The organism is Chryseobacterium gotjawalense, assembly GCF_030012525.1.
GTDB lineage: Bacteria > Bacteroidota > Bacteroidia > Flavobacteriales > Weeksellaceae > Kaistella > Kaistella gotjawalense.
Genome location: NZ_CP124855.1, coordinates 1,870,865 through 1,894,994 on the forward strand (window position 1 = coordinate 1,870,865; position 24,130 = coordinate 1,894,994).

Below are 24,130 nucleotides of genomic sequence, written 5' to 3' on the forward strand. Positions count from 1 at the left end.
TTATTAATTTTACTAAATAATGACTTTTTAGAGCATTTTCTCTTTTTATATTTCCGATATTTTTATAGATATTTCATTAGTTTAAATTTTTATTTGTGGTTTAAATAAGAGCAAGAATTGACCCCATCCTCCATTCCGGTCGTCTTAATAAACTTATGGAAAAGATTTACCACTTAATTACCAGAAACAAAATCTGAAATTATAATTGCTCGAAATTTCAACTACCAATCAGCAGAGAAAATCGGGAACCCAACTTATTGGCTCCGCAGTTGTTTAAAGCTATCCGCAAATGCTAACGACTATATAAAAAAAAGGATTTTGATAAAAAAAATTCCCTCAACAAAAGTTAAGGGAATCCATATATTAAAACAGCAATTCTTACAACTGAGGTCCTGCGTCTACTAATCTTCTCGCTTCATCATTATCACAATATTGTTCGAAGTTTTTGATGTAACGTGCTGCCAGATCTTTCGCTTTAACCTCCCATTCAGAAGCGCTTGCGTAAGTTGATCTTGGGTCAAGGATTCCTTCTGAAACATTTGGCAATGCAGTAGGGATTTGCAAATTCATTACAGGAATTGTTATTTTTCCTGCATTGTCGATTGATCCATCAATAATAGCATCGATGATTGCACGGGTGTCTTTCAAAGAGATTCTTTTTCCAGTTCCGTTCCAGCCGGTGTTTACCAAATAAGCTTTCGCACCGTGTTCTTTCATTTTCCCGATTAAGGTTTTAGAATACATGGTCGGGTGCAATGTTAAAAATGCCTCACCAAATGCCGGCGAGAATGATGGTTCCGGTTCTGTAATCCCTCTTTCGGTGCCTGCTAATTTTGAGGTATATCCACAAAGGAAATGATATTGTGCCTGATCTTCATCTAATACAGAAACCGGAGGCAATACTCCGAACGCGTCTGCTGACAGATAAACAATTTTTTTGGCATGTCCCGCTTTTGACGGTAATACAATTTTACTGATATGATAAATCGGATATGAAACTCTGGTGTTTTCGGTAATTGAATTATCAGTGTAATCCGCCTCTCCGTATTCATTAACGACCACATTTTCTAACAAAGAATCTCTTCTGATTGCTTTGAAAATATCCGGTTCTTTTTCTTCTGAAAGATCGATTACTTTTGCATAACAACCGCCTTCGAAATTGAAAACTCCGTTGTCATCCCAGCCATGCTCATCGTCACCAATCAAATATCTTTTTGGATCTGCAGAAAGCGTCGTTTTACCGGTTCCTGAAAGACCGAAGAACAAAGCAACATCTCCTTCTTCACCCACATTTGCAGAACAGTGCATCGATGCCATTCCTTTTAATGGAAGGTAATAGTTCATAATGGCAAACATTCCTTTCTTCATTTCTCCGCCGTACCATGTTCCACCGATAATCTGTATCCTGTCGGTAAGATTGAACATTACGAAATTCTCAGAATTCAATCCCTGCTCTTTCCAGTTTGGATTGGTTGTTTTAGAACCGTTCATCACGATGAAATCCGGCTCGCCGAAATTTTCTAATTCAAAGTTAGAAGGACGGATGAACATATTGGTCACGAAATGAGCCTGCCATGCAACCTCCATAATGAAACGGACTTTCAGTCTTGTATCCGGATTGGTCCCGCAAAATGCATCAACCACATATATTTTTTTTGATGAAGACAATTGCTTTAAAACCAAATTTTTACAACTTTCAAAAATTTCCGGAGTGGTTGGCAAGTTGACTTTACCATCCCAATGAATGGTATCTTTGCTTACATCATCTTTTACAATAAAACGGTCTTTCGGTGAACGGCCGGTAAAGACACCGGTTTTTACAGCCACAGCCCCAGATTTGGTCACTGCACCTTTTTCGAAACCCGCATTTTTGCAGGACATTTCCGCAGTGTACAATTCTTCGTAGCTCGGATTGTAAGATACTTCTTCGTAACCGGTAATCCCGAGATTATGGAGTTGTTGGATGATTTTAATGTTCTTCATAATGTCTTTATATTTCTGATTTTTTATTACAACACAAATTTAATCATTAATAGGTTTAATGATGTTTTAAAAATAATGATATTCATCAGAATCTGCAAGAAATTTTAAAATTGATAAATACTTGATTTTCAGTAAATTAAATCCTCATACGCAAAGACAGTGGAAAAACCCTTTCCCCGAAAATAATCCTCAAAACCTAAAAACTTTGAACTCATCACAAAATCTCCTCCCCAAGCTCCTAAACTTTTCACGAAACTTGGGCAGTTTTCGAAATGTTTTTCTTTTACCGTTTCAATTCCGAGGAAATCACTTAATTTATTTTCGTGAAGAACCATTAATTCTGAAAAATTTTCTAAAGACTTCGCTTCTAAAACCTGACGGGTAATTTGCGAAAATTCTTCAATGAGTTCAGCTGATTTTTCTCTGGACCGATAGAGATTAATGCCTTCCCGGCTGTTTTGCTTTTGATTGAGATGAATGAAAATTAAATCCTTTTTAAAAACGGGATCAAAATCGATTTTCTGAATAATCCTTTCAGGTTGATTTTGGTAGAGAATCGCAGACTTTTCCTGTGCCACAGCAATATCATAACCGCTTCCTCCCAAACAGGATTCATTGAGTCTGAAAGCGTCGACTGCTGCCCATTGCGCCAAATTATTCATTAAAGTAGAACTGCTCCCCAAACCGAAATTCGCAGGAAACTGTAAATCCGTCTTTATTGAATAAGAAGTGTCACTTTTTAATTGAGAATCGGAAAGTGCTTTAACTTTCATTAAAACCTTTAAAATAAATTCCGCTGACCCGGGAATATTCGTATTGAGAATGGTTCCAGTACGATAATTCATCGTCAACTTCAACCAAGGTTTCCCCTGATGAAGTGCTGTCCAATGAACTAAAGATTTTCCATCGGGGTTTTCTGAAACAAAAAACTCCTGCCCCCATTTTGTAGGAAGAGCAAGAGCCAAGGCGCCATCGAGGACGACATATTCAGAGGTGAGCAATAATTTTCCATGGGAAAAAATCATACCCGTATTTTTTAAATGGCAGAAGAAACTTCTACGGTATTATTAATTTTTTTAATTAATCCCTGCAAAGTTTTTCCAGGACCCACTTCCACGAAAGAAGTCGCCCCTCTCTGAATCATATTCTGTACAGACTGAGTCCATTTTACCGGTCCCGTTAACTGTGCGATCAGATTAAGTTTAATTTCTTCAGGATCAGTCACTGCGGTTGTAGTGATGTTTTGGTAAACCGGCATTGTCGGCTTATAGAACTTGGTATTGTGAATGGCTTCAGCTAATTTTTCCTGTGCGGGCTGCATCAAAGGAGAGTGAAAAGCGCCGTTTACAGGAAGCATTAAGGCGCGTTTTGCACCCGCATTTTTCATGTTTTGGCAAGCCAGTTCTACCGCTGCGGTTTCGCCTGAAATCACCAATTGTCCAGGACAGTTGTAATTGGCAGGAACCACGATTCCGGGAGTTTCTTCGCAGATTCTTTCTACAACATCATCAGCAAGACCGAGGATCGCTGCCATGGAACTTGGGTTGGCGTCACACGCTTCCTGCATTGCTTTTGCACGCGTAGAAACCAACTTCAAACCGTCTTCAAAACTTAAAACTCCGTTGGCCACTAACGCAGAAAATTCGCCCAAAGAATGGCCGGCAACCATTTCCGGTGCGACACCGTTCAGGGCAGTTTTCAGGGCAGCAACCGAGTAGATGAATATCGCAGGCTGCGTAACTTCGGTTTTTTTCAGATCTTCTTCTGTGCCGTTAAACATGACCGAAAGAATATCGAATCCTAAAATTTTATTGGCGGAATCCATCAAATCCTTGATGTCTTTACGGGATTCATATAATTCTTTTCCCATCCCGACATATTGTGAACCTTGTCCAGGAAATACAAGTGCTTTCATAAAGTTATTTACAGATATATTTGGCTTAAAATAATTTTTATCACCAGTGTTTTTTATTAATTAGGAATCAGCCGTATCACGCGGTATCCTTTGTTGACGTATGCTCCGTTTTTTGTCTTTTCAAATTCAAACTTTGTAGCCAACTGTGTTTGCACTTTATTCATTTGTTTGAAAATTTCTCCTTTTTTATTCTCGCGGCTCAACATATCATTGACGACATCAAACCCGATGACCGCGTATTTTGAAGGAGTTTTACAATATTTCTTTTTGTAAGCTTCCAGAATTTGTTTTTCGAAAACGCCGTCGGTATCTATTTTCCGGTCCATTAAATACACCAGATTACTTTGGCTCAATTCATCTACCTTTTTCTCAAACATTGGAGAATAGTACATGCTGAAAGATTTCAGTCCAACGACTTCTTTGGAAAGAACAATCATTCTGTTGGCAAATGCATCTCCGGCTTCATCATTTTTATTTGCTAAAATGGCAATAACAGGCGCGGGTTTACCGGTCATCATATTTTGATCAGGCTGAATATCGGCGGCCGATTTTACCAAAATAACATTTGCGTTTTTTAAATTCTTTTTCAGATTGGTTTCCAGATACTTTGCATAGGTTTGATCTGCGTCTGCAACGATATAGATTTTCTGATCGGAGAAGGCATCTTTTACTTCCTTCACAATCCGGTCTGCATACACGAAATCACTGGTTTCAATAATAATCAGATTCTGGTAAGACAACAGATCTTCTGAATTGGCGAAAGGTGCTACCACAGGTATTTTGCTGCTTTTAACATAATCCAGAACCTGCAAAACATTTGACTTAAAAAACGGGCCGATAATTAAATCAGTATTATCTCTATTGATCTGCGTTAAAGAATTTATAAAACTTTTCTCGCTTCCGGCATCAATTATCTTGATATCCAGATTTTTACCGCTTTTTGTATTTTGTTCAATGGCTAATTTTGCGCCGGCCAGAAAGTCCAGAGACAAAGTTCTGTATTTCGAATCATTGCTGTCAAAACCAAAAGGAAGCATAATTACCACATTCAGCGCATTTCCGGATTTCTTAACATAGGCAGAATCCAATTTCTTAATTTTCAAAACCATTCCGGATTTCAAACCTTGCGATAAGTTCGGGTTCAAAGACAATAAATCATCCAGCGTGATTCCGAATTTATTTAAAATCCCGAATACGGTATCGCCTGCCTGAACGGTATACGTTACATAATCATCTGCAACCGATGTTGTAGAATAAGTGGACGGGGAAGCACTCTGTGAAACGGCCACCGTTTGTACTTCTGACTTCGCTTGCTCAGAAGATCCCATTCCTTTTACCTGAATAACATCACCAGGCTGCAGTCCCTTTTCTTCTAAACCTGGATTCAGTGCGAAAAGTTCTTTTTGATTTAAATTAAATTTGCGGGATAATTTATAGTAATTGTCTTTTGGCTGAACGGTATAAGCGTTTTCGTCTTTTACCTCAACTGTCACGGCTGCAGGTGTTTTTGCAGGTTCGGGATCTGGTTGTGAAACCGTTTTTGCAGGTGCAGCTACTGCAACAGCAGCTTGTTGAGCGTCACCAAATTTCTGAATATTGGCTAATGGTAAAGTTACTTCGTCACCGATTTTCAGGTGGGAATCCAGTTCAGGATTCAAGTTTCTTAACTCCGTTTCGGAAATCTGATATTGCTTGGTAATTCCGTAAACGGTTTGCTTCGGTTTTAGGATAATTTTTCCTAATTTACCGACAGATGATGCAGCTTTTTGCGGTGTAGAAACGGCAGTTGCGGCCGACCTGTTGATCAGCAAAATATCGCCAACCGACACTTTACCGTCTTTTGAACTGGGATTTAATTTCACCAAATCATCAACGGTCATGCTGTATCTTTTCGCGATATTATAAGGAGTATCTCCCTTCACCACAGTATGGGTTTTCTGGGCAGACAAACCTGCTATTGCTGTGAGACCAGCTAAAATAAAAAACTTTTTGATCATCTTGTAGAAAATATTTACAAAAATACTGCTTTAAAATTAAATAGTAAAAATTATTAATTCTGAGTTTTCAACCTCCAATGCGTCATAACAATTATGAAGCCACTCATTGCCAAAGTCTGAGTAAAAGACAGAGAAATTATAAGTTCTTTCCTGCCAGGTGTTTCCCGGATGGATCTTGAGAAATAAATTTTCTAAGCGCTCGAGTTTTTCACTTTGTTTGATTTTCTCGGCACGCAGCAGTCTTTTTCTCATTCGGTCAAAAGATTTCAACTGTCGGGTTTGTTCTGCTTCCACGAGATTCGCAAAGGTTTTCTCCGTTGATCCTGCTTTTGCTTTCAAACGGACGAACTGGTCTTTTAATTGTGTTTCCTGTTGATTTAACAGGGGTAGAATTTCATTGTCGTTTAATAAAATATGATTGGTAACGGCTGCAAAATTTTTGAAAAAATCATTAATTTTTACATCTAAGTTTTCAGCCTTTGAAACCGTTTTTTCAGCAATCATCAACATTGAATTTCTTGGAATAAGGATAGGGAAAGGAAGACCGAGTTTTCCAAAATAATCCCGCAGTTCCAGCCAATACATGATTTCAGCATTCCCCCCGATGTAGGCAATATTCGGCAAAATGGTTTCCTGATAAACCGGTCGCATCAAAGCATTCGGACTGAACCGTTCCGGATGATTTTCTAATTCGTTTAAAATTTCCTCTTTACTAAAAGATCTGTCTTTATCAGCGAGAACAAATTGGTCCTGTTCAAAAGCAATCCTGTCCCGTGTTTCTGAAAGATAAAACAGATTGATTTCGCGCGGATTGACCTGTACTTTCCCGTATTTTTCGCTTAAGAAATCAACGGTATTTTTTGTGGTTTCAAATAAATCCTGATGGACTAATTCGTTTTTGAAAAGCGTCTTCATTTCCGTTTTCAATTTCGCTCCATCTCCATCGATAATCAATAAACCATAATCCGCAAAAAGCTCATGTACAATTATTCTGGTTGCTTGTGAAAGCGTATTTCCCTTTTTATAAGCGCGCTTTAACAATAAAATCAGTTCAGTCCCGAAAACCGAATCTTTAAATTCTTCTTCAAATTGAGAAATGAAAAAGTCATCTTCCACCGTAATTCTGCCGACTGCGCCACCTGACTTTGCCTTGGTTTCGTAATAATGATTTTCTGTTTTGAAATGATTAATTTCTTCGAAATCATGATCTTCCGAAGCCAGCCAAAAAAGGGGAACAAAATAGGTAGTCTGAAACTTTTCATTTAAAAACTCAGCCAGTTTTATCGTCTGCAAAATTTTATAAATGAAGAAAACGGGTCCTGTAAAAAGATTCAGCTGATGCCCCGTGGTTACCGTAAAAGTTTCTGATAACTCTAACTTCTCGAGATTGGATTGCTGATTTTCTGATTGCTCAAAATCTGCATATTGATTCTGCAAAACCTCACAAAGTACTTTTCTTTTGTCTTCGGAAAAAGACTGGCGTTTTATGTGAACCTGTTTTTCGATATTTTCGAGGTTAAAAAACTTTGCTTCGAAGCCGGGAATTTTTTGCGTCAGAAAATCTTTGATCAACAAAGGGATGCTTTCAATTTCTACAAACGGGATGTTGGTTAATTTTTTCAAAATTTCTTATTAGCTAAAAAGATACCATACGATTCCAAGATTCAACCGGAAATCATACAACGGATAATAAGGTGCGGTAAATGACTTATTCTTCATAAAGGTAGTATTGAGGTGCTGCGCTTCGATGAAGAAAAACATTCTTTTCACTTTCATATTAAAATAAACATCGGCAATTGGCTGGCCACCAATCGCGTACGAATTTTCATTAGGCAAAATAAATTCATTCAACACCGGGAAAAATTCACGCGAGGCAAACTTGGAAAAATAATAAACTTTAACTCCGGCTTGAATTTCGGCAGCGTTTTTAAAGGCTTTGGTTTGGTAAAAAAGATTGGCTCTTCCTACGAAATTAGGCATCGGCAAAAGATCTTTGTTTCCGATGGCACCTTGGAAAAGCACTTTCGGATTGAGATGGAATTTACCATAAGAAAATGTTGCTTCGCCACCGATCTGTGAAATATTCACTGAGGAAGAACTCTGCTGTGGCAGCGCTTCTGCATTCAAATAAGCATAATTATCGATTCTGAAATAATTGGCAAAAACGCTGCTTTTAAACCATTTTAAATTCAGGTCACCACCAATTTCGGTAATGCTTTGATTTTTCGGGTCTGCAAAATAATAATTAAATTTTTTATAAACCGAAGGATTGAGCAGCAAATTAAAACTTGGTGAAGCCGACTGAAAGTTCACTTTAGCATTTACAAAATAATCGGGAATGGGTTCAAACCGAACCACGTTTTGAGAACGGACAAAACTGCCGAATTCTTTTCCGGTGGAGAATTCCAGATTTGAATTTAGTGCTATTTTATCCCAAAGTTTCACCACCAAATTTCCAACGGCACCAATTCTGTTTTCCGAAAGTTCCTGAGGAAAACCCAAAGCAGCCGGAAAAGCCGTACCAACTCCCAGTTTGATCATTTGATGGCGAACTCCTGCATCTAACTTAAAGTTTTCTTTATCAAACAGGATGCTTACCGTATTGCTCAAATTTGTTGAATATTTTTTTGAAGAGGCTGGATAATCAAACAATTCCGAAGGATCGCTGAAGTAATAGCGCTCCGGCGAAGATTGATTGTAATAATATTTATTCGTCTGACTGAAAATGGTATGCCGGATTTTAAACGGAAACTTTTCGGAATTGAAAGGTTTGAATTCATGGCTGAAATAATACCGTCGGTAAGCAAACTGTGAATTGGAACCGCTCAGGTTAACCTGAAGATTTTCGCGGTTGTTAAAATCAGAATTTCCATTGAGAAACAAATCCAGATCGGCGATTCCACCATTCTCCTGATTGTTGACATTCTGATGAATAAAATGCGCAAAGGCTTCGTATTTCCCGTTTTTAGAAAGGTAGTGTCCGGAAAACAGGACTTCATTATTGGAAGCCAAGGAGTTTAAATAATGGCCTTGTGAGCGAAGTCCGGTATATTCTACGGCAAAGTTGAATTCTTTGCCAATATTCTGGGTGTAGGTGGATTGCAGTACCGCGCCATTCCGCACCGAATTATGATAAATAAATGCGGCGGTTGGTGTTTTTACATCATAGTAACGTATCTCCTTAATTCCTTTAATAAAATAAGATTTATTGGTGGGAAGCAGCGACAGGTTTTGCTCGGTGTCTACTTCAAATACCAAAGGATTAAATCCTGAACCGACATTGGCGAACTGAACTTTGCCGAAATTATCCCGGTTGTTGTATTGGGAAAATATAAAAGTTTTGTCGTGGGTAAAAACCGTATCAAAGATTTTCTTCTCAGAAAACTGCGTTCTGTAGGTATAATCGTAAATGGTTGGTTTAAAAATTTTCAGTGAATCTTTGAAGCCCGAATCGATAACTAAGGTGTCGCCGGGTTTCACACGATTAGCGTCGGTTTTGTTGACAATCTGTGCATCAAGGTTATAGCAAAAAAGAAATATGCAGAAAAGGATGAATCTCATTCTATTTGTTTGGTGTACAAATGTAAGAAATATAAGGAAATAAAAAAGGGAGGTGATTTTGATAATCAATATACTGAAACCAATAGCGTCCTGAACATTTTGAAAAAAAGGTAAAAAAAAGAGGGTAAAGTTTAGTATCTCAAAGTATCATTGAGTTGCATAACAAAACCCCTCCCTCTCATGGCAAATATAACATTGTTTTCGCAAATAACTGCTAGATAAGACCGTTCAAAAAAGTGGTGTTTTTTCAGTGGCCACTGCAAAATCCTGGTCTTATTTTTGAACAGTAATCCTACTGATTAAGAAATTCCATCATTTTGATCATATCGTTTTCTTTAGAGAATATCAGTTTATTACCTTTAACAAATTTTTCAAATTTCGGTCCATCGGTTTCAAACCGCGCAATGAACTCTTTGCTGTTTTTAGGAAATTTAAAGAATTCATTTTCTTTCTTGACCAAATACAGATCTCTTTCTTTTGCATAATAATCATTCGCATCTTTACTATAGGCATTTGGGCTTTTCTCGCCTTTTAATAATTCCACTTTTTCTCTTTTGTATAAAGAATATTTTGGATTCTCAGCGAGCAGAATCAAGTATCCAAATCTACTTTTGGAGTCGAAGGAATAGTTAAGAATTTGGTAGGTTCTCTTTACATCTTTGAATTCAATTTTTAAACCTTCTTCTTTGTTGGCGTAATAAACTGCCAGGATTTTCTACATAATGAAGCTTAAAAAAAAATCAGAATAGAAAGATTTCTATTCTGATTAGTCTTACAATTGACATAAAAGTCAATTATCATTAATTAATGCAATAAATCATTAGCATCCATTGCTCCTTGAGGGAAAGGTAATTTATATTTTTCACCTTTAAGTTTCAAGTCTTGCCATCTTACCCATTCGAAAGATAACTCAACTCTTCTCTCATTATCTAATGAAAGATTTGATTTTCTTACATTCTGTAATTCTGCTAATCTATTTTTATTTCCCGCCTCTGCAGAAATTAAATACATTTCGGGAATTCTAGAAATTAAGAGGTCAGAGTCATCATTTGGACTATATTTATTGGAGAAAACAAAACCTCCAGTAGATGGTGCTTCTGCGATATCGAACATGGTTTTTCTCGTGTCATTTGCTCCTAACAAAGCTAACAAATCATCTGAAGCCGCGAAACAGTTCCATGTGCTGGCATCGTAACTCATTATCCATCCCCAAGATCCATTCTCTTCAGCTTTATTACCAGCGAATTTTAAAATCACTTCCGATGCATTCTCTTTAGGATTATTAGCAATGCTAAATTTTCCACTTTTAATCAGTTCCTCAGCTTCTACACCTGCAGCGTTAATATCTCCTTTTATTCTTAAAACTCTGGCCAAAAGAGCTTGAGCAGCTTCCTTGGTTGGTGTTAACTGAACTAAAGAAGCGTTAGATGCATTGAATGGCTCAATACTTCCTTTTGCTGCTTTTAAATCTGCAATAATAAAATCTAACACGTCCGCACCTGAGCTTACTGCAATGGGACCAGGAGCCGTATTTTCATCAACAATAGGAACTCCTTCATACAAGTCATAAAGTCTTAAGTATGAAAGCGCTCTTACATATTTAGCTTTACCAATTTGTGAAGCTGAAGAAGAAGGTACTTTAATAATAGTATTCGCTCTTGAGATCGCTGTATAAAAGTCTTTATAATAATAACTTAATAAAATATCTCCCGGAGGTACTACATGTTCGAATAAATACTGAAGCTGAATGAATTGAAATTTAACCGGCTTATAATTGTCTGCCATAACTTCAGTAGCCATAATGCTGAAATAAGGATAACCACTCGGCTCCATAATTCTTTTATAAGCTCCTGTCAATAATTTGTCAACATCCTCTGTCGAAAGTGTTGAGTTTGCATCAAGTGACGCAACAGATTCCGCTTCCAACGCTCTGTTACATGAGGTTAAAAATAAACTGCATGCAAATAATAATATACTTAGTTTTTTCATTGTTTTAATTCTTAGAAGTTAATATTCATTCCTAAACTGTATACTTTCACATTAGGAATACCGTTCATGTCTACACCTGATGAAATCTTAGAAGTATCTGCCGCTGTCTGACTACCGCTTAGTGACTGATCTACATAATAAGTTTCGGGGTCAACACCTGAGTATTTTGTGAAGGTAAAAGGATTTCTAACTTGAGCATAAACTCTCATTGATTTGATAAACCCTAATTGTTCTTTAGAAAGGTTTACTCCTAAAGTAATATCTGTAATTCTAAGGTAATCTGCATCTTCTAGAAATCTAGTTGATCTTTGATTATTCCAAGCAGAAATTACACTCGCATAGTGTGGTCTTGGTACATTAGTATTCATGTTTTCAGGAGTCCAGTAATTCATTTGCTCTGTCAGCATGTTCTCTGAAAACGACGGATATCCCACTGCAGCACCTCCTACTTGATCTTCTTTATACATTGCGTACACTTTTTTCCCAATAGAATATTGCGCATTCGCAGATAAATCAATCATACCATAAGATATTCTGGTACTAATACCACCATACATTGGCGCAATCCCTCCGTTGAATACCTTTCTGTCATTACTGTCAATGATACCATCACCGTTGATATCATTGTAAATCATATCTCCAGCCTGAACAACTTTCGTTACTTTTCCGTTTTTATCTTTGTACTCATACTTTTCATTTGCAACTCCTAAAGCTTCAATTAAGTAGAATGATCCTAAAGGCTCACCTTCTTTTACAATAGATGCAAATCCTGTAGAAAACTGCCCTGTTTTTGTACCAATAGACTCTACAACATTTTTATTGTAAGAAAAGTTAGCTCCCAAATCCCAAGTAAACTTATCTCCTTTGATCAATTTCGTATCTAAAGTAACTTCTATTCCTTTATTATTGATAGAACCAATATTGCTTAGCATATTAAGATAACCTGTTTCTTGATTCACAGGTACTCTATATAAAAGATCATTGGTTGTTTTATCGTATAAGTCAACAGATAAGTTCATTCTTCTGTTAAACATTGATAAATCCATACCCACATCCATAGATTCCCCTTTTTCCCATTTCAACGTTGGATTAAACAAATCCGTAACCGCCATTCCCGGATTTTGGTTGTGATTTTGTCCACTACTAATCAGAGGCAAACCAGCTGAGAACGGAATTCCTGTTTGATTACCGGTAAAACCATAAGAAGCTCTAAACTTAAGTTCATTAATTACAGGAACATTGAAGAAAGCTTCATTAGATGCTGTCCAACCAATTGATGCTGCCGGGAAGTTACCCCACTTATTTCCTTTCGCAAATTTTGAGGAACCATCATATCTTGTTGATAACATTAAGTTATATCGGTTATCCCAACTAAACTGTGCTCTACCGAAGAAAGATGCCAGAGACATTTCATTCATATATGCTCTACCTCCATTAATGGTGGCTGCAGAAACCAACCATTGTAGGTTACTTGACGGAAAGTTTTCACCTTGTACATAAGAGTCTTCATATTGCCAGTTCTGAAATGACTGTCCAGCAATAACATTTACATTCAATTTACCATCAGCAAATTTCTTATTATATGTTGCGGTATTTTCAATTAGATAGTCTCTATTATTCTGCGTACTGTAATAACCATACCCCCATGGAACTCCGGCATTTTCACCTCTTCTAGTATTGGGTGCATCATATCTGTTGTATCTGTTCACAGAAAGATTCCCGCTGATGGAAGTTTTTAAAGTTAAATCCTTTATCGGATTATAGGTTGCAAAAAAGTTAGCTCCAACTCTCTGCCATTTATCACTTACAACTCTTTCGAAAGCAAATAGCGGATTATTAGTACTCATATTCCTGTTGATCTTGCCGTCCGCAGTATATGGAGCTTTGTTTGGGGCAGCTACAACGGCATTGCTATATGGTTGATACGTATTATTATCATCAACGATTGGCGTCGCATCTGACTGAGTATAATATGAGTTAATGCCGATTTTAAATTTATCTGACATCTTTTGCTCAACATTCAATCTTACTCTGGTCACTTGATATTCATCTTTATTGATAATACCTTCCTGACTTACGTTTGAAAGTGACAAATACACTTTAGAATTTTCATTACCTGCGGTAAAACCAATTTGGTTATTCGTAATTGCTCCAGTTCTAAGAACTTGATCCAACCAGTTTGTATTGATGCCCGTAGCCGCCATTGGATTATTCAATGCTGATTGACCTACAGAACCGGCTGCAGGATTAGACAATGTTCCGTTCGCAATGTCATTCAAGTAATTTTGTCTTGCAACATCATGAACTTGCTTATACTGATCTCCGTTTAACAAATCAGGTCTTTTAATAATTTCCTGAATACCATAAGAAGTATTGAAAGTTACCGAAGGTTTGCTATTATATTTCCCCGACTTGGTTTCTACAATAACAACACCATTAGACGCACGCGATCCATAAATTGCGCTTGATGCTGCATCTTTTAAGATCTGCATACTTACAATATCTTCAGGAGATAAATTCCCTAAGTTTTCCTGTGGAACGCCATCTATAATAAACAAAGGATTATTGGAAGCACTTAATGATCCATTTCCTCTAATACTAATTTTGGTATTATTACCAGCTCTACCACCTGTACTTACCACCTGAACTCCAGAAGCCTTTCCCTGGAGAGCCTGCTCAACTGAAGCAACTGGCTGTTCTTGTAAAACATCGCTCTTTACTGTTGCAATTGCGCCAGTAACATCGGACTTCTTTTGCGCTCCATATCCAACAAGTACAACCTCATCAATATTGTGCGTCTTTAGCGTATCTTTCTGCGCCATTACCGCTTGGCCTGTAAAAAACAGAACACCTACGGTTAAAACTCTTAACTTCATTGTCATATTAACACTTTTTAATATTTAAGGTGCAAATATGTTAATTATATTTAGGATAAACAAGCTAGACATGTGATTAACAACATTTTACATAATCAATAAAATTACACTTAACCCAATACATTAACCAACATGATTTAGTATACCCAATAAAACGCATTAATAATTTACAATAACCTAACGTTATTTAAATTTGATTGTGAAAAATAAAATACGCAATTATTTTAAAAAACTTAATTTCATTATGGTAAAATACCTCAAAAAAAGATTTTTTATCTGAACAGCAAACTTCCGAAGTCCTACTAACTACAACCCTTTCAAGTAGATATATTTCGCCATTTAAAACAAAGAAACCGCCATTGCTGGCGGTTTCGTGCTGAAAAAAATCTAAGATTCGTATAAAAGCCTTCTCAAATTTTATTTGAGGCCACTCCTTCGTTTTTTAATTATCTGATTTAGTTTGCATATCCTGGATTAGGAACTACCAATGTGCCCGGAACATTCAGCTCCGCTCTAGGAATTGGGAAAGCTAGTAAGTTATTACCTACTGTTCTAACCGTTCCTGCGACACCTGAGCTACTTCTTTGAGTTACCGGCTTACCTAATCTTAAAAGATCCCAATAACCGAAACCTTCACCAATAAGTTCTTTTCTTCTTTCCATATAGATATCATCCAAAGTAACTGCTACCGCAGGAACAAATACAGGAATTGCTGTTGAAGCTTTAAATCTGTTAGCAAGAATCAAATTATAATATTTTAAAGCATTAACAGTAGAACCCCCAGGCTGTAATTCAGCCTCCGCTCCATTGAGAAGAACTTCTTCATATCTCAAAACGTGAATATTATCAAATCCGTTTAAATACTTCCCATTTAAAACGTTAGCAGTGGTAATACCATCTCTTCTAACATCATTAGCAGAATAATTAGCTCTCATTGCTGTAAGAACCTTCATATTACCATAACCATTAGGAGCTGGAAGTAATTTGTAAGCTATTGATGTTGTTCCTAAATCAGCAAGAGAACCTACAGAAAGTTCAAACATAGAGTTCTGCGCTGCGTTCGCCTGCGTAAAACTTCTCGCATAATCATTTGGTCCTACCACAGAATATCTACCAGAAGTTACCACATCATTCACTAACGTTCTCACCTTCGCAAAATCTCCTTTATAAATATAATAACGTGACATTAGTCCTTTAACAGATAGAAGATTCACGGTAGTTTTGTCACCATACAAGTTAAGAGCAGCAGGAGCCATTAAAGTAACTGCTTTATCAAAATCAGCTTCTATTTGACTTCTTGTAGCTGCTACTGTAGACCTAGTCTGAAGACTAGTAGGGTCATATTTTGTCGGAACAACAACACCTAATAATCCACCAGCATATTCCTGACCGAAAAGCCTCAAAGCGTCAAAAAGCACCAATGCTCTGATAGCATAAGCCTGACCTTTCAAATAATCACTTTTCTGAAGAATAGCAGCAGGGTCCTGAGAAGCTTTCCATGTTAGGGCTCCGGAAGGTTGATTATTAATGATGATATTTGACTTTGCTAAAACCGTATACATCGCCTGATATGGGTTAGTCGCATACTGGTCACTTGAAACCATTGAATACGAAGCAACAGTTTGGTAATATCCTGCACCATTTGCAAAGTCGGAATACATATTATCGCTTCTAACTTCTGGAATCATAAGAAAATCACCCCCATAATAAGATGACGATCTCATTGTAGTATACTGCCCTCTTACGAAAGATTCCAATTCCTCTATTGAATTTAAAGGTGACTGCTGAACTGATTGAAAGAACTGCGAATCAACAAATTCGTCTCTACATGAATTAAGTGCGGTTGCTGCCAAAAGAACACCTAATCCTATTTTTAAAAATGTATTTTTCATTATTTTTCTTTAAATTAATTAAAATTGTAAATTAAAACCTACTGAATAAGTTTTCTGTATCGGAAGGTTTAAATTGTTACCAGCGTTAAGGTTATTTTCAGGGTCAAATCTTAAATTTTTGTCATAAGTATGAGTCAAAATATTATTTCCCTGTGCATAAACTTCAAACCCAGCTAAACCACTACTTTTAAGAAGATTGCCATCAAATTTATATCCAATTCTAATATTACTTAATCTTAGATAATCAGTTTTCGCTAAGAATCTAGTTGAAACTCTGTTTGAAGAATTTGCATTATTATAAACAGGTTTCGGATTAGCTGCATTAGGATTTTCAGGAGTCCAGAAATCCATAGCATCCTGAGAACCAGCATATGAATAAGTATACTGCCCATCAGATTGTGTATATTGACCCCAATCGTTCAATACTTTACCACCAAATCCGTAAGTTCCCAATACAGATAATGAGAAGCCATGATACATTACATTCAAGTTACCACCTCCATAAACTTTGGAGAACGAATTTCCTTGAACTGCTAATTGTGCATTCGCATATTTATTGGTCGTTTCACCATCAACACCATTTACGTACCATAGTGGATCTCCGTTCGCAGCATCTACACCTGCCCATTTTCTCATATAGAAAGTACCTACACCTTCACCTTCACGCAAAATTGTACTTCCAGTAATGATATCCTGACCACCGTAAAGCTTAGTAATACTATTATCTAGCGTACTGAAGTTACCTCCGATACTTAATTTAAAGTCATCTTTTCTAATAATATCTGCATTCAAAGTAAATTCATATCCTTTATTAAGAAGTGAACCTACATTTACATCCATTACAGATAAACCTTGTGATAGTGATAAAGGAACGCTAAATACCAAATCGTCGGTTTTCTTATTGTAATATTCAGCAGTTAAAGTAATTCTATCATTAAGGAAGCCCATATCAATACCTACACTCAGTGGCTTTACAGTTTCCCATTTCAAGTCAGGGTTGTAAACATAGTTGTATGACGCTGCTGGCAAATCGTTATAATTGGTTGTATAGTAAAATAATGAATATGGAGTACTACCAATAGTATTACCTACTTTACCATAAGAAGCTCTAAATTTCATTTGAGAAATTACATCCATATTTTTAACAACGTCCAATCTTGCAATATCAACACCTGCTCCTACTGAGTAGAAAGTACCCCATTTTTGACCTGGTGTAAAATTAGAAAGTGCATCTCTTCTTACCGAAGCGTCTAATAAGAAAAATTTGTCATAGTCATAATTAAACACAGCTGCATAACCTGTTCTGGAAGATTTCCCTTTCTCTCCTAAAAAAGAGGCAGGTTTAATAAAGTTAGATAATGATTGAAGATTAGGAGAACCTACTACGGTTGCACCAGCTCCTACAGCATGATTCTGTCTTTGGTATGATTCCTGAATTAATCGTACATCAAATTTATTTTTCTCTCCAATTTTGAAGTTATAATCTAAGACATTCTGTAAATTCCAGTTAAAGAATCTTTCAATAGATTCAGTTTTTCTACCATTTACACCATATCCATCTCCGTGAATAGGATTGTAATAACTGTTATTTTCTACATTAATATATTCTGTTCCAAAACTAATACGATAATTAAGGTTCTTCACAATTTTATACTCTCCGTAAATATTACCAAACATTTTAGAAGTTTCAGCTCTGAAATAATTATGCTCGGCAAGATAACCTGGATTAAATAAGTTGTTACTTAATCTACCATTCACACCTAGGTAATAACTACCATCTGGATTAAATCCTGGATCTGTAGGACGACCAAATACTTCAAATAATATTGGATTTGCAAATCCCCCACCATTAGGCAATGTATTGATTTTACCATAAGACATTTGAAGATCTGTCCCTATTTTAAATCGGTCAGTAGCCTGATAATCTACCTTCGATGTAAATCCAAGTCTCTTAAAATCAGAACCTTTCAATTCACTTTCCTGTAAAAAGTAATTTGCAGAATTGTAATAAGTCAATTTATCATTCCCTCCGCTAATAGAAGCATTGACAGAATTTTGGTAAGCAGTCCTGCTTGTTACATCTCTCCAATCCGTATTATAAGGGGAAGTAAAAATATATTTGGGAGCAGCTCCTAGGTCACCATTGATAATTTCGGCAGTAATTTGTTCAGGAGTTTCTCCATAATAATTACCGAAAGCATAGCTAAGAACTCTTCTATATTGATCTGTAGTTAATCCTTTCAACCCTTCGACTGCTCTAGAGTTAGTTCCCTGCTCAAAATTTAAAGAAATTTTTGGTTTTCCTTTTTTTCCCGATTTTGTTGTAATTACAATTACACCAGCGCCAGCATCTGCACCATATACAGCAGTAGAAGAAGCATCTTTCAGTACATTGATACTTTCAATATCATCGCTATTAATATTTGCCAAAGCATTTGCAGTAATAGCGCCTCGCGTTAAATCACCACTAGTAACCCTAACACCATCTACGATATAAATAGGACTCACTCCTCCATTTACTGAAGCGATTCCTCTAACTCTTACACTTGCAAACCCTCCCGGCTGTCCCGAAGCATTACCTGTCTGTACACCAGATACCCTACCTTGTAACATCTTATCTACAGATGCTACAGGAATATCCTTAATAGCATCTTGTTTGATGGTACCGACAGAACCTGTCAACTCTTTCACTGATTTCTTTTGCCCAAAACCCACCATTACTACCTCTTCTATATTTTGGGTTTTAATAGAGTCTTTTTGAGCCATTAGTGTTTGGCTTCCGATAAAGAAGCAAACTCCGGCACTTAGAATTCTTAATTTCACATTCATATTAACACATTTTTAATATTTAAGTTGCAAATATGTTAATTAGTTTTAACATGAGCAATAGCGAATTTCATTTTCTGCTATAATTCTGTTCATTTACATGAATATTTTAAAATTAAAAAACATATTATGTATTAATTATTCAAAAATCACACGCTTTAAATAATTTTTAACCCCTGCAGCCTTACCTTTTTAATAATGTAATATTTCAAAAAAAATATTATTTAGAATACTTACAAACAAAGAAACCGCCATAAATGACGGTTTCTTTGTTGTAAAAATTTTATTGATGATTTACTGCATCTTTCAGATTAGCTTTTATAAATCATTCTGCTTAACCAATCCTTTAGAAGCATCAATTTCTCCTTGTGGGATCAACCAAGTCCATCTTTTATCTCCTGCCGGAACAGTCAACAAGTTGTTTGTTACAACAGAGACCTGATTGGTGCCAGTTCTGTCTAACGGCAAGTTCAATCTTTTGAGATCTAAGAATCTAAACCCTTCACCCCAAAGTTCCAGTCTTCTGCTATTAAGAATCTCATCGATATAAGCCTGACCGGTTGTTGTAGCGCCAACATAAGATGGATTTCTATTTTTCTCGAATTCGTTAAAAACAATTTTGGATTGTGCCTCTTTATTATCTCTAGCCAAAGCTTCTGCTTCAATCAAGTACATTTCTGCAGCTCTCATGAATGGAATATCACCTAAACTCACGCTATAATCAACAGATCCAGATGCATTCACAGATAAAAATTTCTGAGATGTGTAAGGAACTAATGTGTAAGCTTTAAATGCATCCTTTATCACTTGAACACCATTTTTCTCCTCCCAAAAAAGACTTAAGTGTTTCCCTGTTGGATCAATTACCTGAGTTCTAACATCTGTTGCTGCAAATTTATTAAACAGCAGGTTGTTTACTACTTTTGGAGCTTGACGAATTTGTGAAGAATTGTAGTTTCTAGACATATATCCCATGAAGTTTCCAAAATAATCAGACGTAGAATCAAGAGGTTTGTAACCCCAAATCCACTCAGAGACGTTATAGTTATTAAATCCTGATTTATAAGTAGCATTATCCATCAAAGCAAAACCTGCTCGTGCATCTTTCGCATAAGTCGCAGCTTCCGCATATTTCCCTTGAGTTAAAGCTACTCTTGCCATCAATCCTTTAACTACATTGGCATTAAAATGCGATTTATCTGATCTACTCTTACCATTTAGCAACGTAAATGCTTTTATTAAATCATTATTGATTGAGGTGTAATTCTCTTCCACGGTCGATCTTGGAATCGGGTCATAACCGTCGTCTAATCTTAAAGGCACCCCCAATTGAGTATTAGCACCTCCTGGCACATATCTTTTACCATAAATCTGAGTAAGCATATAGTAAGACATTGCACGGAATGCATAAGCCTCACCCATCAACTTATCCTTGTCAGCCTGATCTCCAACTACCACAGGTGTTGCCTTCAAAACAATGTTTGCAGTTCTGATCTGTCCATAATAAAAATCATAAGGATAGAATAAATTGCCAGAGTTTGCATTGGCATTATCCTGCCATCTTAGTGTGCTGATATACCAGTTAGGACCGGTAGCAGGGAAAATTAAATCCTCACCCATTACCTCCATGTACATCATGATACCGGTAGCACCATTTTGCCCCTGACTGCTGTTTTGTCTGTAATACATATTTCTATGCATTCCATTGATGATTGTTTTCAGGTTAGCAACGCTTTGAGTTGCCCCTTCTTGACTCACCGCATCCGTCGGACTTGTTTCCAAATAATCTCTGTCGCATGATGAAACCATGCTTAAAACGACAGAAGCCGCGGTGAAAAATATTGTTTTTTTATTGAAAAATTTCATTTTTTAATTTTAAAAAGTTGTACTTAGACCAAAAGTAATAATTCTGGAAGGAGAGTATCTATTAGATGTTGTACCATTGAAAGATTGGTAAGGCTCTAATCCTTCTCTCTTACTACTCATCCAAAGATTTTCACCACTAACGAACAGTTTTAAACTGTTAATACCAACTGATTTCACAACATCCTTGTTAAAGTTATATCCTAAAGTCGCATTTCTTAACATAACATAACTTGCATCAATCAGCCATCTGGAAGAGGCAGCGCCCGGACCTGTAGTGAGTGATGAGTTCAGCACTGGCACATTTGTAATTTGACCAGGTGTAGTCCATCGGTCTAAGATATCTGCGTGAAGAGCGCCACCTTGCGGGTAGGCAGTCATTAAGTTAGCATAATTGGTATCATAAATCTTCCCTCCAGACTGATAGTTAAATGCTGCTGACAATTCCCAGTTTTTTACACTTAGAGTAGTGGATACGTTTCCATAAAAATCAGGAATTGCGGAACCTTGATATTCGTAGAGTGCTTTATTTTGGTTAGTAGTAACAAGTTTTCCATCTACTGTTCTTACATCTGCAGCATTGGCATCGAATTTTTCCTGATCTAATAAGAATAATCCCTGACCATCTGTTGGATCAACTCCTGCCCAAGTTCTTAACCAGAAAGCATACAAATCTTTTCCAGCCATAATTTTTTTCGTTCCTGAAATAAATGACTCCTGAGATAACTTATTTACTACGTTTTTGTAACTATTAAAAGTAGCATCCACTGTCCATCGTACATTCTTGTTTTTTATTACATCAGCAGAAAGTGAAATCTCATAACCTTTGTTAGTCATGTTACCAATATTGGTTTCAATTTCATTATCCGGAACTCCCGCGCTAAATGGTAATTTGGTTGGGAAAAGGACATCTTTTGTTTCAGAGCTGTAATATTCAACCGTTCCTCTCACTCTTCTATTAAGAAGTTCAAACTCTAGAGCCACATCTGACTGTGCTTTAGTCTCCCAGCTAATCAACTCATCAGCAACTCTCGTTAATAGAACCCCTGGCTCATTTCCATTGTTAATTCCTAAAGTAAATAAACTTTTGTAAGCAATATTCGCATCCAAAGCATCATTACCAACTTCACCATATGATCCTCTTAGCTTTAAGAAATTAATAGCTTTCACATTACTCAAGAAATTCTCTTTTGAAATCACCCAACCAGCACCCGCTGACCAGAAAGACTGCCACCTAACATCTGATGCAAATCTAGATGAACCATCCCATCTAATCGAACCTTCTAATAGGTATTTTTCTTTATAATCATAATTTAGTCTACCAAACCAACCTTCCTTACTTCTTCTTGGGAAAGATGATTCGATTGAGGTATTATCTACAAAGTTTGATAAATCAAAAATTCCTTGTACTACCTGATTTCTTTTATAACCGTATAAATAATCATATTTATATTCTATGTTTTCGTGACCAGCAAGCGCTGTAAGGCTATGATCACCGAATGTTTTGCTATAAGTTAAAACTTGATTCCAAGTAAAATCTCTTCTAAAATAAGCAGTTCTACCCGCAGAACCTACCCCAATCGCGTCTCCGATAAAAATATTGGCATAAGTTTTATTCAGTGTGCCTCTGAAGTTATAAGCTGCATTTGTTCTGAAAGTCAATTCCGGAAGAAGTTTAAATTCCGCAAAAACGTTAGACTGCAAATTGTAAGCATTGGTGGTATTGTCATTTAATAAAGTTTCCCATACGACATTTCTCCCGGAAGCAGCATCTGCCCCTCTCATTCCTCCCGCATCATATAATACGTTTCCAGATGCATCATATAACCTTTCACCAGTTACTGGATCATGTTGGTATGGACTATAAATCGGCCCCATTGTTCTGGTCCATCTGTATGGATTAATGAAAGCAGCATTATTATTAACACCATCTACCGCGTTAGATCCGCTTGTTATCGTACCATTTAAGCTCGTTCCTATTTTCAACCATGATTTTACTTGCGAGTCTGCATTTAAACGAAGTCCAATTCTTTCGAAATCTGACTTGATTACATACCCCTCCTCTTTCAAATAATTTAGAGAGCTATAGAAAGTACTGTTATCGGTTCCTCCAGAAAAAGCCACATTATGTTCTTGTCTGATTCCTACTCCCATAAGAGCTTTACCCCAATCGAAATCATTATATTTCAACTGAGCATTTGGATTAAACACTCCATTTACCACTAATTGAGCATCAGGAACATTATAAACATTTGTTTTAAGATTTCCCGCGATTAAGTTGGCAGAAGCATAGGTATTGGCAGCGGCCAAACCATCCTGCGGTCTCGCTGTAAATCTACCATTCCTCATAGACTCCCAAGCTAAAGTATAATAATCAGATGGCCCCACACGATCATATTCTGGCACAAATCTGCTGATAATTCCCGTACTGGTATTTAGAGTAATTCTGGACGAATTCTTTTTACCTTTTTTAGTCGTTACCAAAATCACCCCATTCGCTGCAGAAGAACCATAAAGTGAAGTAGATGCTGCATCTTTCAATACATTGAGACTTTCAATATCATTCGGGTTAATAGAGTTTAAATTCCCTGGAAAAGGGATCCCATCCACCACAATTAAAGGTTCGTTTGAGGCTAAATAAGAGCCTGCTCCTCTAATCCTTATAGTGGGCCCATCACCTGGCTGCCCTGAACCAGCAGCAATTTGAATACCGGCTCCTGCTCCATCTAAAGCTTGAAGAACATTTGAAATTGGCCGATCTTCAATTTTTTTCGCCCCAACCTGTACGTTTGCCCCTGTTAAAGTAGATTTTTTCTGGGTACCATATGCCACAACTACAACCTCCTCAATATTCTGAGTTTTAGTTGAATCTTTTTGTGCCATTACCGCTTGTCCTGTAAAAAACAAAACACCTGCGGTCAAAATTCTTAATCTCACATTCATATTAACACATTTTAATATTTAAGCTGCAAATATGTTAACTAGTTTTAACATAAACAATACTGAATTTCATTTTTTACTATAATACTGTTTGTTTACATGAATATTTTAACGTTAAAAAACATATTATGTATTAATTATTCAAAAATCACACGCTTTAAATAATTTTCAATCCCTGCAACCTTGCTTTTTTAATAATGTAATATTTTAAAAAAACATTATTTAGAATAATTATAAACAAAAAACCGCCATTGCTGGCGGTTCTCTTTGAAAAAATACATTTGATAT

General features: G+C 36.6%; 13 protein-coding genes. All 13 read right to left on the reverse strand.

From position 1 onward, the window contains the following. Positions 1–378: 378 nt before the first annotated feature. Positions 379–1,983 (reverse strand): phosphoenolpyruvate carboxykinase (ATP), encoded by a 1,605-nt coding sequence (gene pckA / locus QGN23_RS08540; RefSeq protein WP_282903907.1) that lies wholly within the window; start codon positions 1,981–1,983, stop codon positions 379–381. Positions 1,984–2,111: 128 nt separating this feature from the next. Then, on the reverse strand, positions 2,112–3,008 hold the full coding sequence (locus QGN23_RS08545; RefSeq protein ID WP_282903908.1) for a GYDIA family GHMP kinase: 897 nt from the start codon (positions 3,006–3,008) through the stop codon (positions 2,112–2,114). An 11-nt stretch (positions 3,009–3,019) separates the two neighbouring features. Beyond that, positions 3,020–3,898 (reverse strand): ACP S-malonyltransferase, encoded by an 879-nt coding sequence (gene fabD / locus QGN23_RS08550; protein WP_282903909.1) that lies wholly within the window; start codon positions 3,896–3,898, stop codon positions 3,020–3,022. A gap of 56 nt (positions 3,899–3,954) precedes the next feature. Next, the gene (locus tag QGN23_RS08555; RefSeq protein WP_282903910.1) at positions 3,955–5,895 is read right to left on the reverse strand and encodes an amino acid ABC transporter substrate-binding protein; all 1,941 of its coding nucleotides are present in this window, start codon (positions 5,893–5,895) and stop codon (positions 3,955–3,957) included. 36 nt (positions 5,896–5,931) lie between these two features. Beyond that, positions 5,932–7,518, reverse strand: a complete 1,587-nt coding sequence (gene bshC, locus QGN23_RS08560; RefSeq protein ID WP_282903911.1) for a bacillithiol biosynthesis cysteine-adding enzyme BshC — start codon at positions 7,516–7,518, stop codon at positions 5,932–5,934. Between the two features lie 9 nt (positions 7,519–7,527). Beyond that, positions 7,528–9,456: a putative porin gene (locus tag QGN23_RS08565; RefSeq protein WP_282903912.1), complete on the reverse strand. Its 1,929-nt coding sequence runs from the start codon at positions 9,454–9,456 to the stop codon at positions 7,528–7,530. Between the two features lie 292 nt (positions 9,457–9,748). Beyond that, the gene (locus tag QGN23_RS08570) at positions 9,749–10,051 is read right to left on the reverse strand and encodes a hypothetical protein (protein WP_282903913.1); all 303 of its coding nucleotides are present in this window, start codon (positions 10,049–10,051) and stop codon (positions 9,749–9,751) included. Positions 10,052–10,260: 209 nt separating this feature from the next. Further along, entirely contained in the window at positions 10,261–11,445 is a 1,185-nt protein-coding gene (locus QGN23_RS08575) for a RagB/SusD family nutrient uptake outer membrane protein (RefSeq protein ID WP_282903914.1), read from the reverse strand. An 11-nt stretch (positions 11,446–11,456) separates the two neighbouring features. Beyond that, positions 11,457–14,321 (reverse strand): SusC/RagA family TonB-linked outer membrane protein, encoded by a 2,865-nt coding sequence (locus QGN23_RS08580; protein ID WP_282903915.1) that lies wholly within the window; start codon positions 14,319–14,321, stop codon positions 11,457–11,459. A 455-nt stretch (positions 14,322–14,776) separates the two neighbouring features. Then, positions 14,777–16,213, reverse strand: a complete 1,437-nt coding sequence (locus QGN23_RS08585) for a RagB/SusD family nutrient uptake outer membrane protein (RefSeq protein ID WP_282903916.1) — start codon at positions 16,211–16,213, stop codon at positions 14,777–14,779. A gap of 18 nt (positions 16,214–16,231) precedes the next feature. Beyond that, positions 16,232–19,042 (reverse strand): SusC/RagA family TonB-linked outer membrane protein, encoded by a 2,811-nt coding sequence (locus QGN23_RS08590; protein WP_282903917.1) that lies wholly within the window; start codon positions 19,040–19,042, stop codon positions 16,232–16,234. A gap of 315 nt (positions 19,043–19,357) precedes the next feature. Beyond that, positions 19,358–20,905 (reverse strand): RagB/SusD family nutrient uptake outer membrane protein, encoded by a 1,548-nt coding sequence (locus QGN23_RS08595; RefSeq protein WP_282903918.1) that lies wholly within the window; start codon positions 20,903–20,905, stop codon positions 19,358–19,360. A 9-nt stretch (positions 20,906–20,914) separates the two neighbouring features. Further along, the gene (locus tag QGN23_RS08600) at positions 20,915–23,845 is read right to left on the reverse strand and encodes a SusC/RagA family TonB-linked outer membrane protein (RefSeq protein WP_282903919.1); all 2,931 of its coding nucleotides are present in this window, start codon (positions 23,843–23,845) and stop codon (positions 20,915–20,917) included. Between the last annotated feature and the right edge of the window lie 285 nt (positions 23,846–24,130).

Coding starts and splice junctions, on each gene's coding strand:
- pckA (WP_282903907.1), bottom strand. CDS start 1,983: ATGAAGAACATTAAAATCATCCAACAACTCCATAATCTCGGGATTACC.
- QGN23_RS08575 (WP_282903914.1), bottom strand. CDS start 11,445: ATGAAAAAACTAAGTATATTATTATTTGCATGCAGTTTATTTTTAACC.
- QGN23_RS08590 (WP_282903917.1), bottom strand. CDS start 19,042: ATGAATGTGAAATTAAGAATTCTAAGTGCCGGAGTTTGCTTCTTTATC.
- QGN23_RS08565 (WP_282903912.1), bottom strand. CDS start 9,456: ATGAGATTCATCCTTTTCTGCATATTTCTTTTTTGCTATAACCTTGAT.
- QGN23_RS08545 (WP_282903908.1), bottom strand. CDS start 3,008: ATGATTTTTTCCCATGGAAAATTATTGCTCACCTCTGAATATGTCGTC.
- QGN23_RS08600 (WP_282903919.1), bottom strand. CDS start 23,845: ATGAATGTGAGATTAAGAATTTTGACCGCAGGTGTTTTGTTTTTTACA.
- QGN23_RS08595 (WP_282903918.1), bottom strand. CDS start 20,905: ATGAAATTTTTCAATAAAAAAACAATATTTTTCACCGCGGCTTCTGTC.
- QGN23_RS08585 (WP_282903916.1), bottom strand. CDS start 16,213: ATGAAAAATACATTTTTAAAAATAGGATTAGGTGTTCTTTTGGCAGCA.
- QGN23_RS08555 (WP_282903910.1), bottom strand. CDS start 5,895: ATGATCAAAAAGTTTTTTATTTTAGCTGGTCTCACAGCAATAGCAGGT.
- fabD (WP_282903909.1), bottom strand. CDS start 3,898: ATGAAAGCACTTGTATTTCCTGGACAAGGTTCACAATATGTCGGGATG.
- QGN23_RS08580 (WP_282903915.1), bottom strand. CDS start 14,321: ATGAAGTTAAGAGTTTTAACCGTAGGTGTTCTGTTTTTTACAGGCCAA.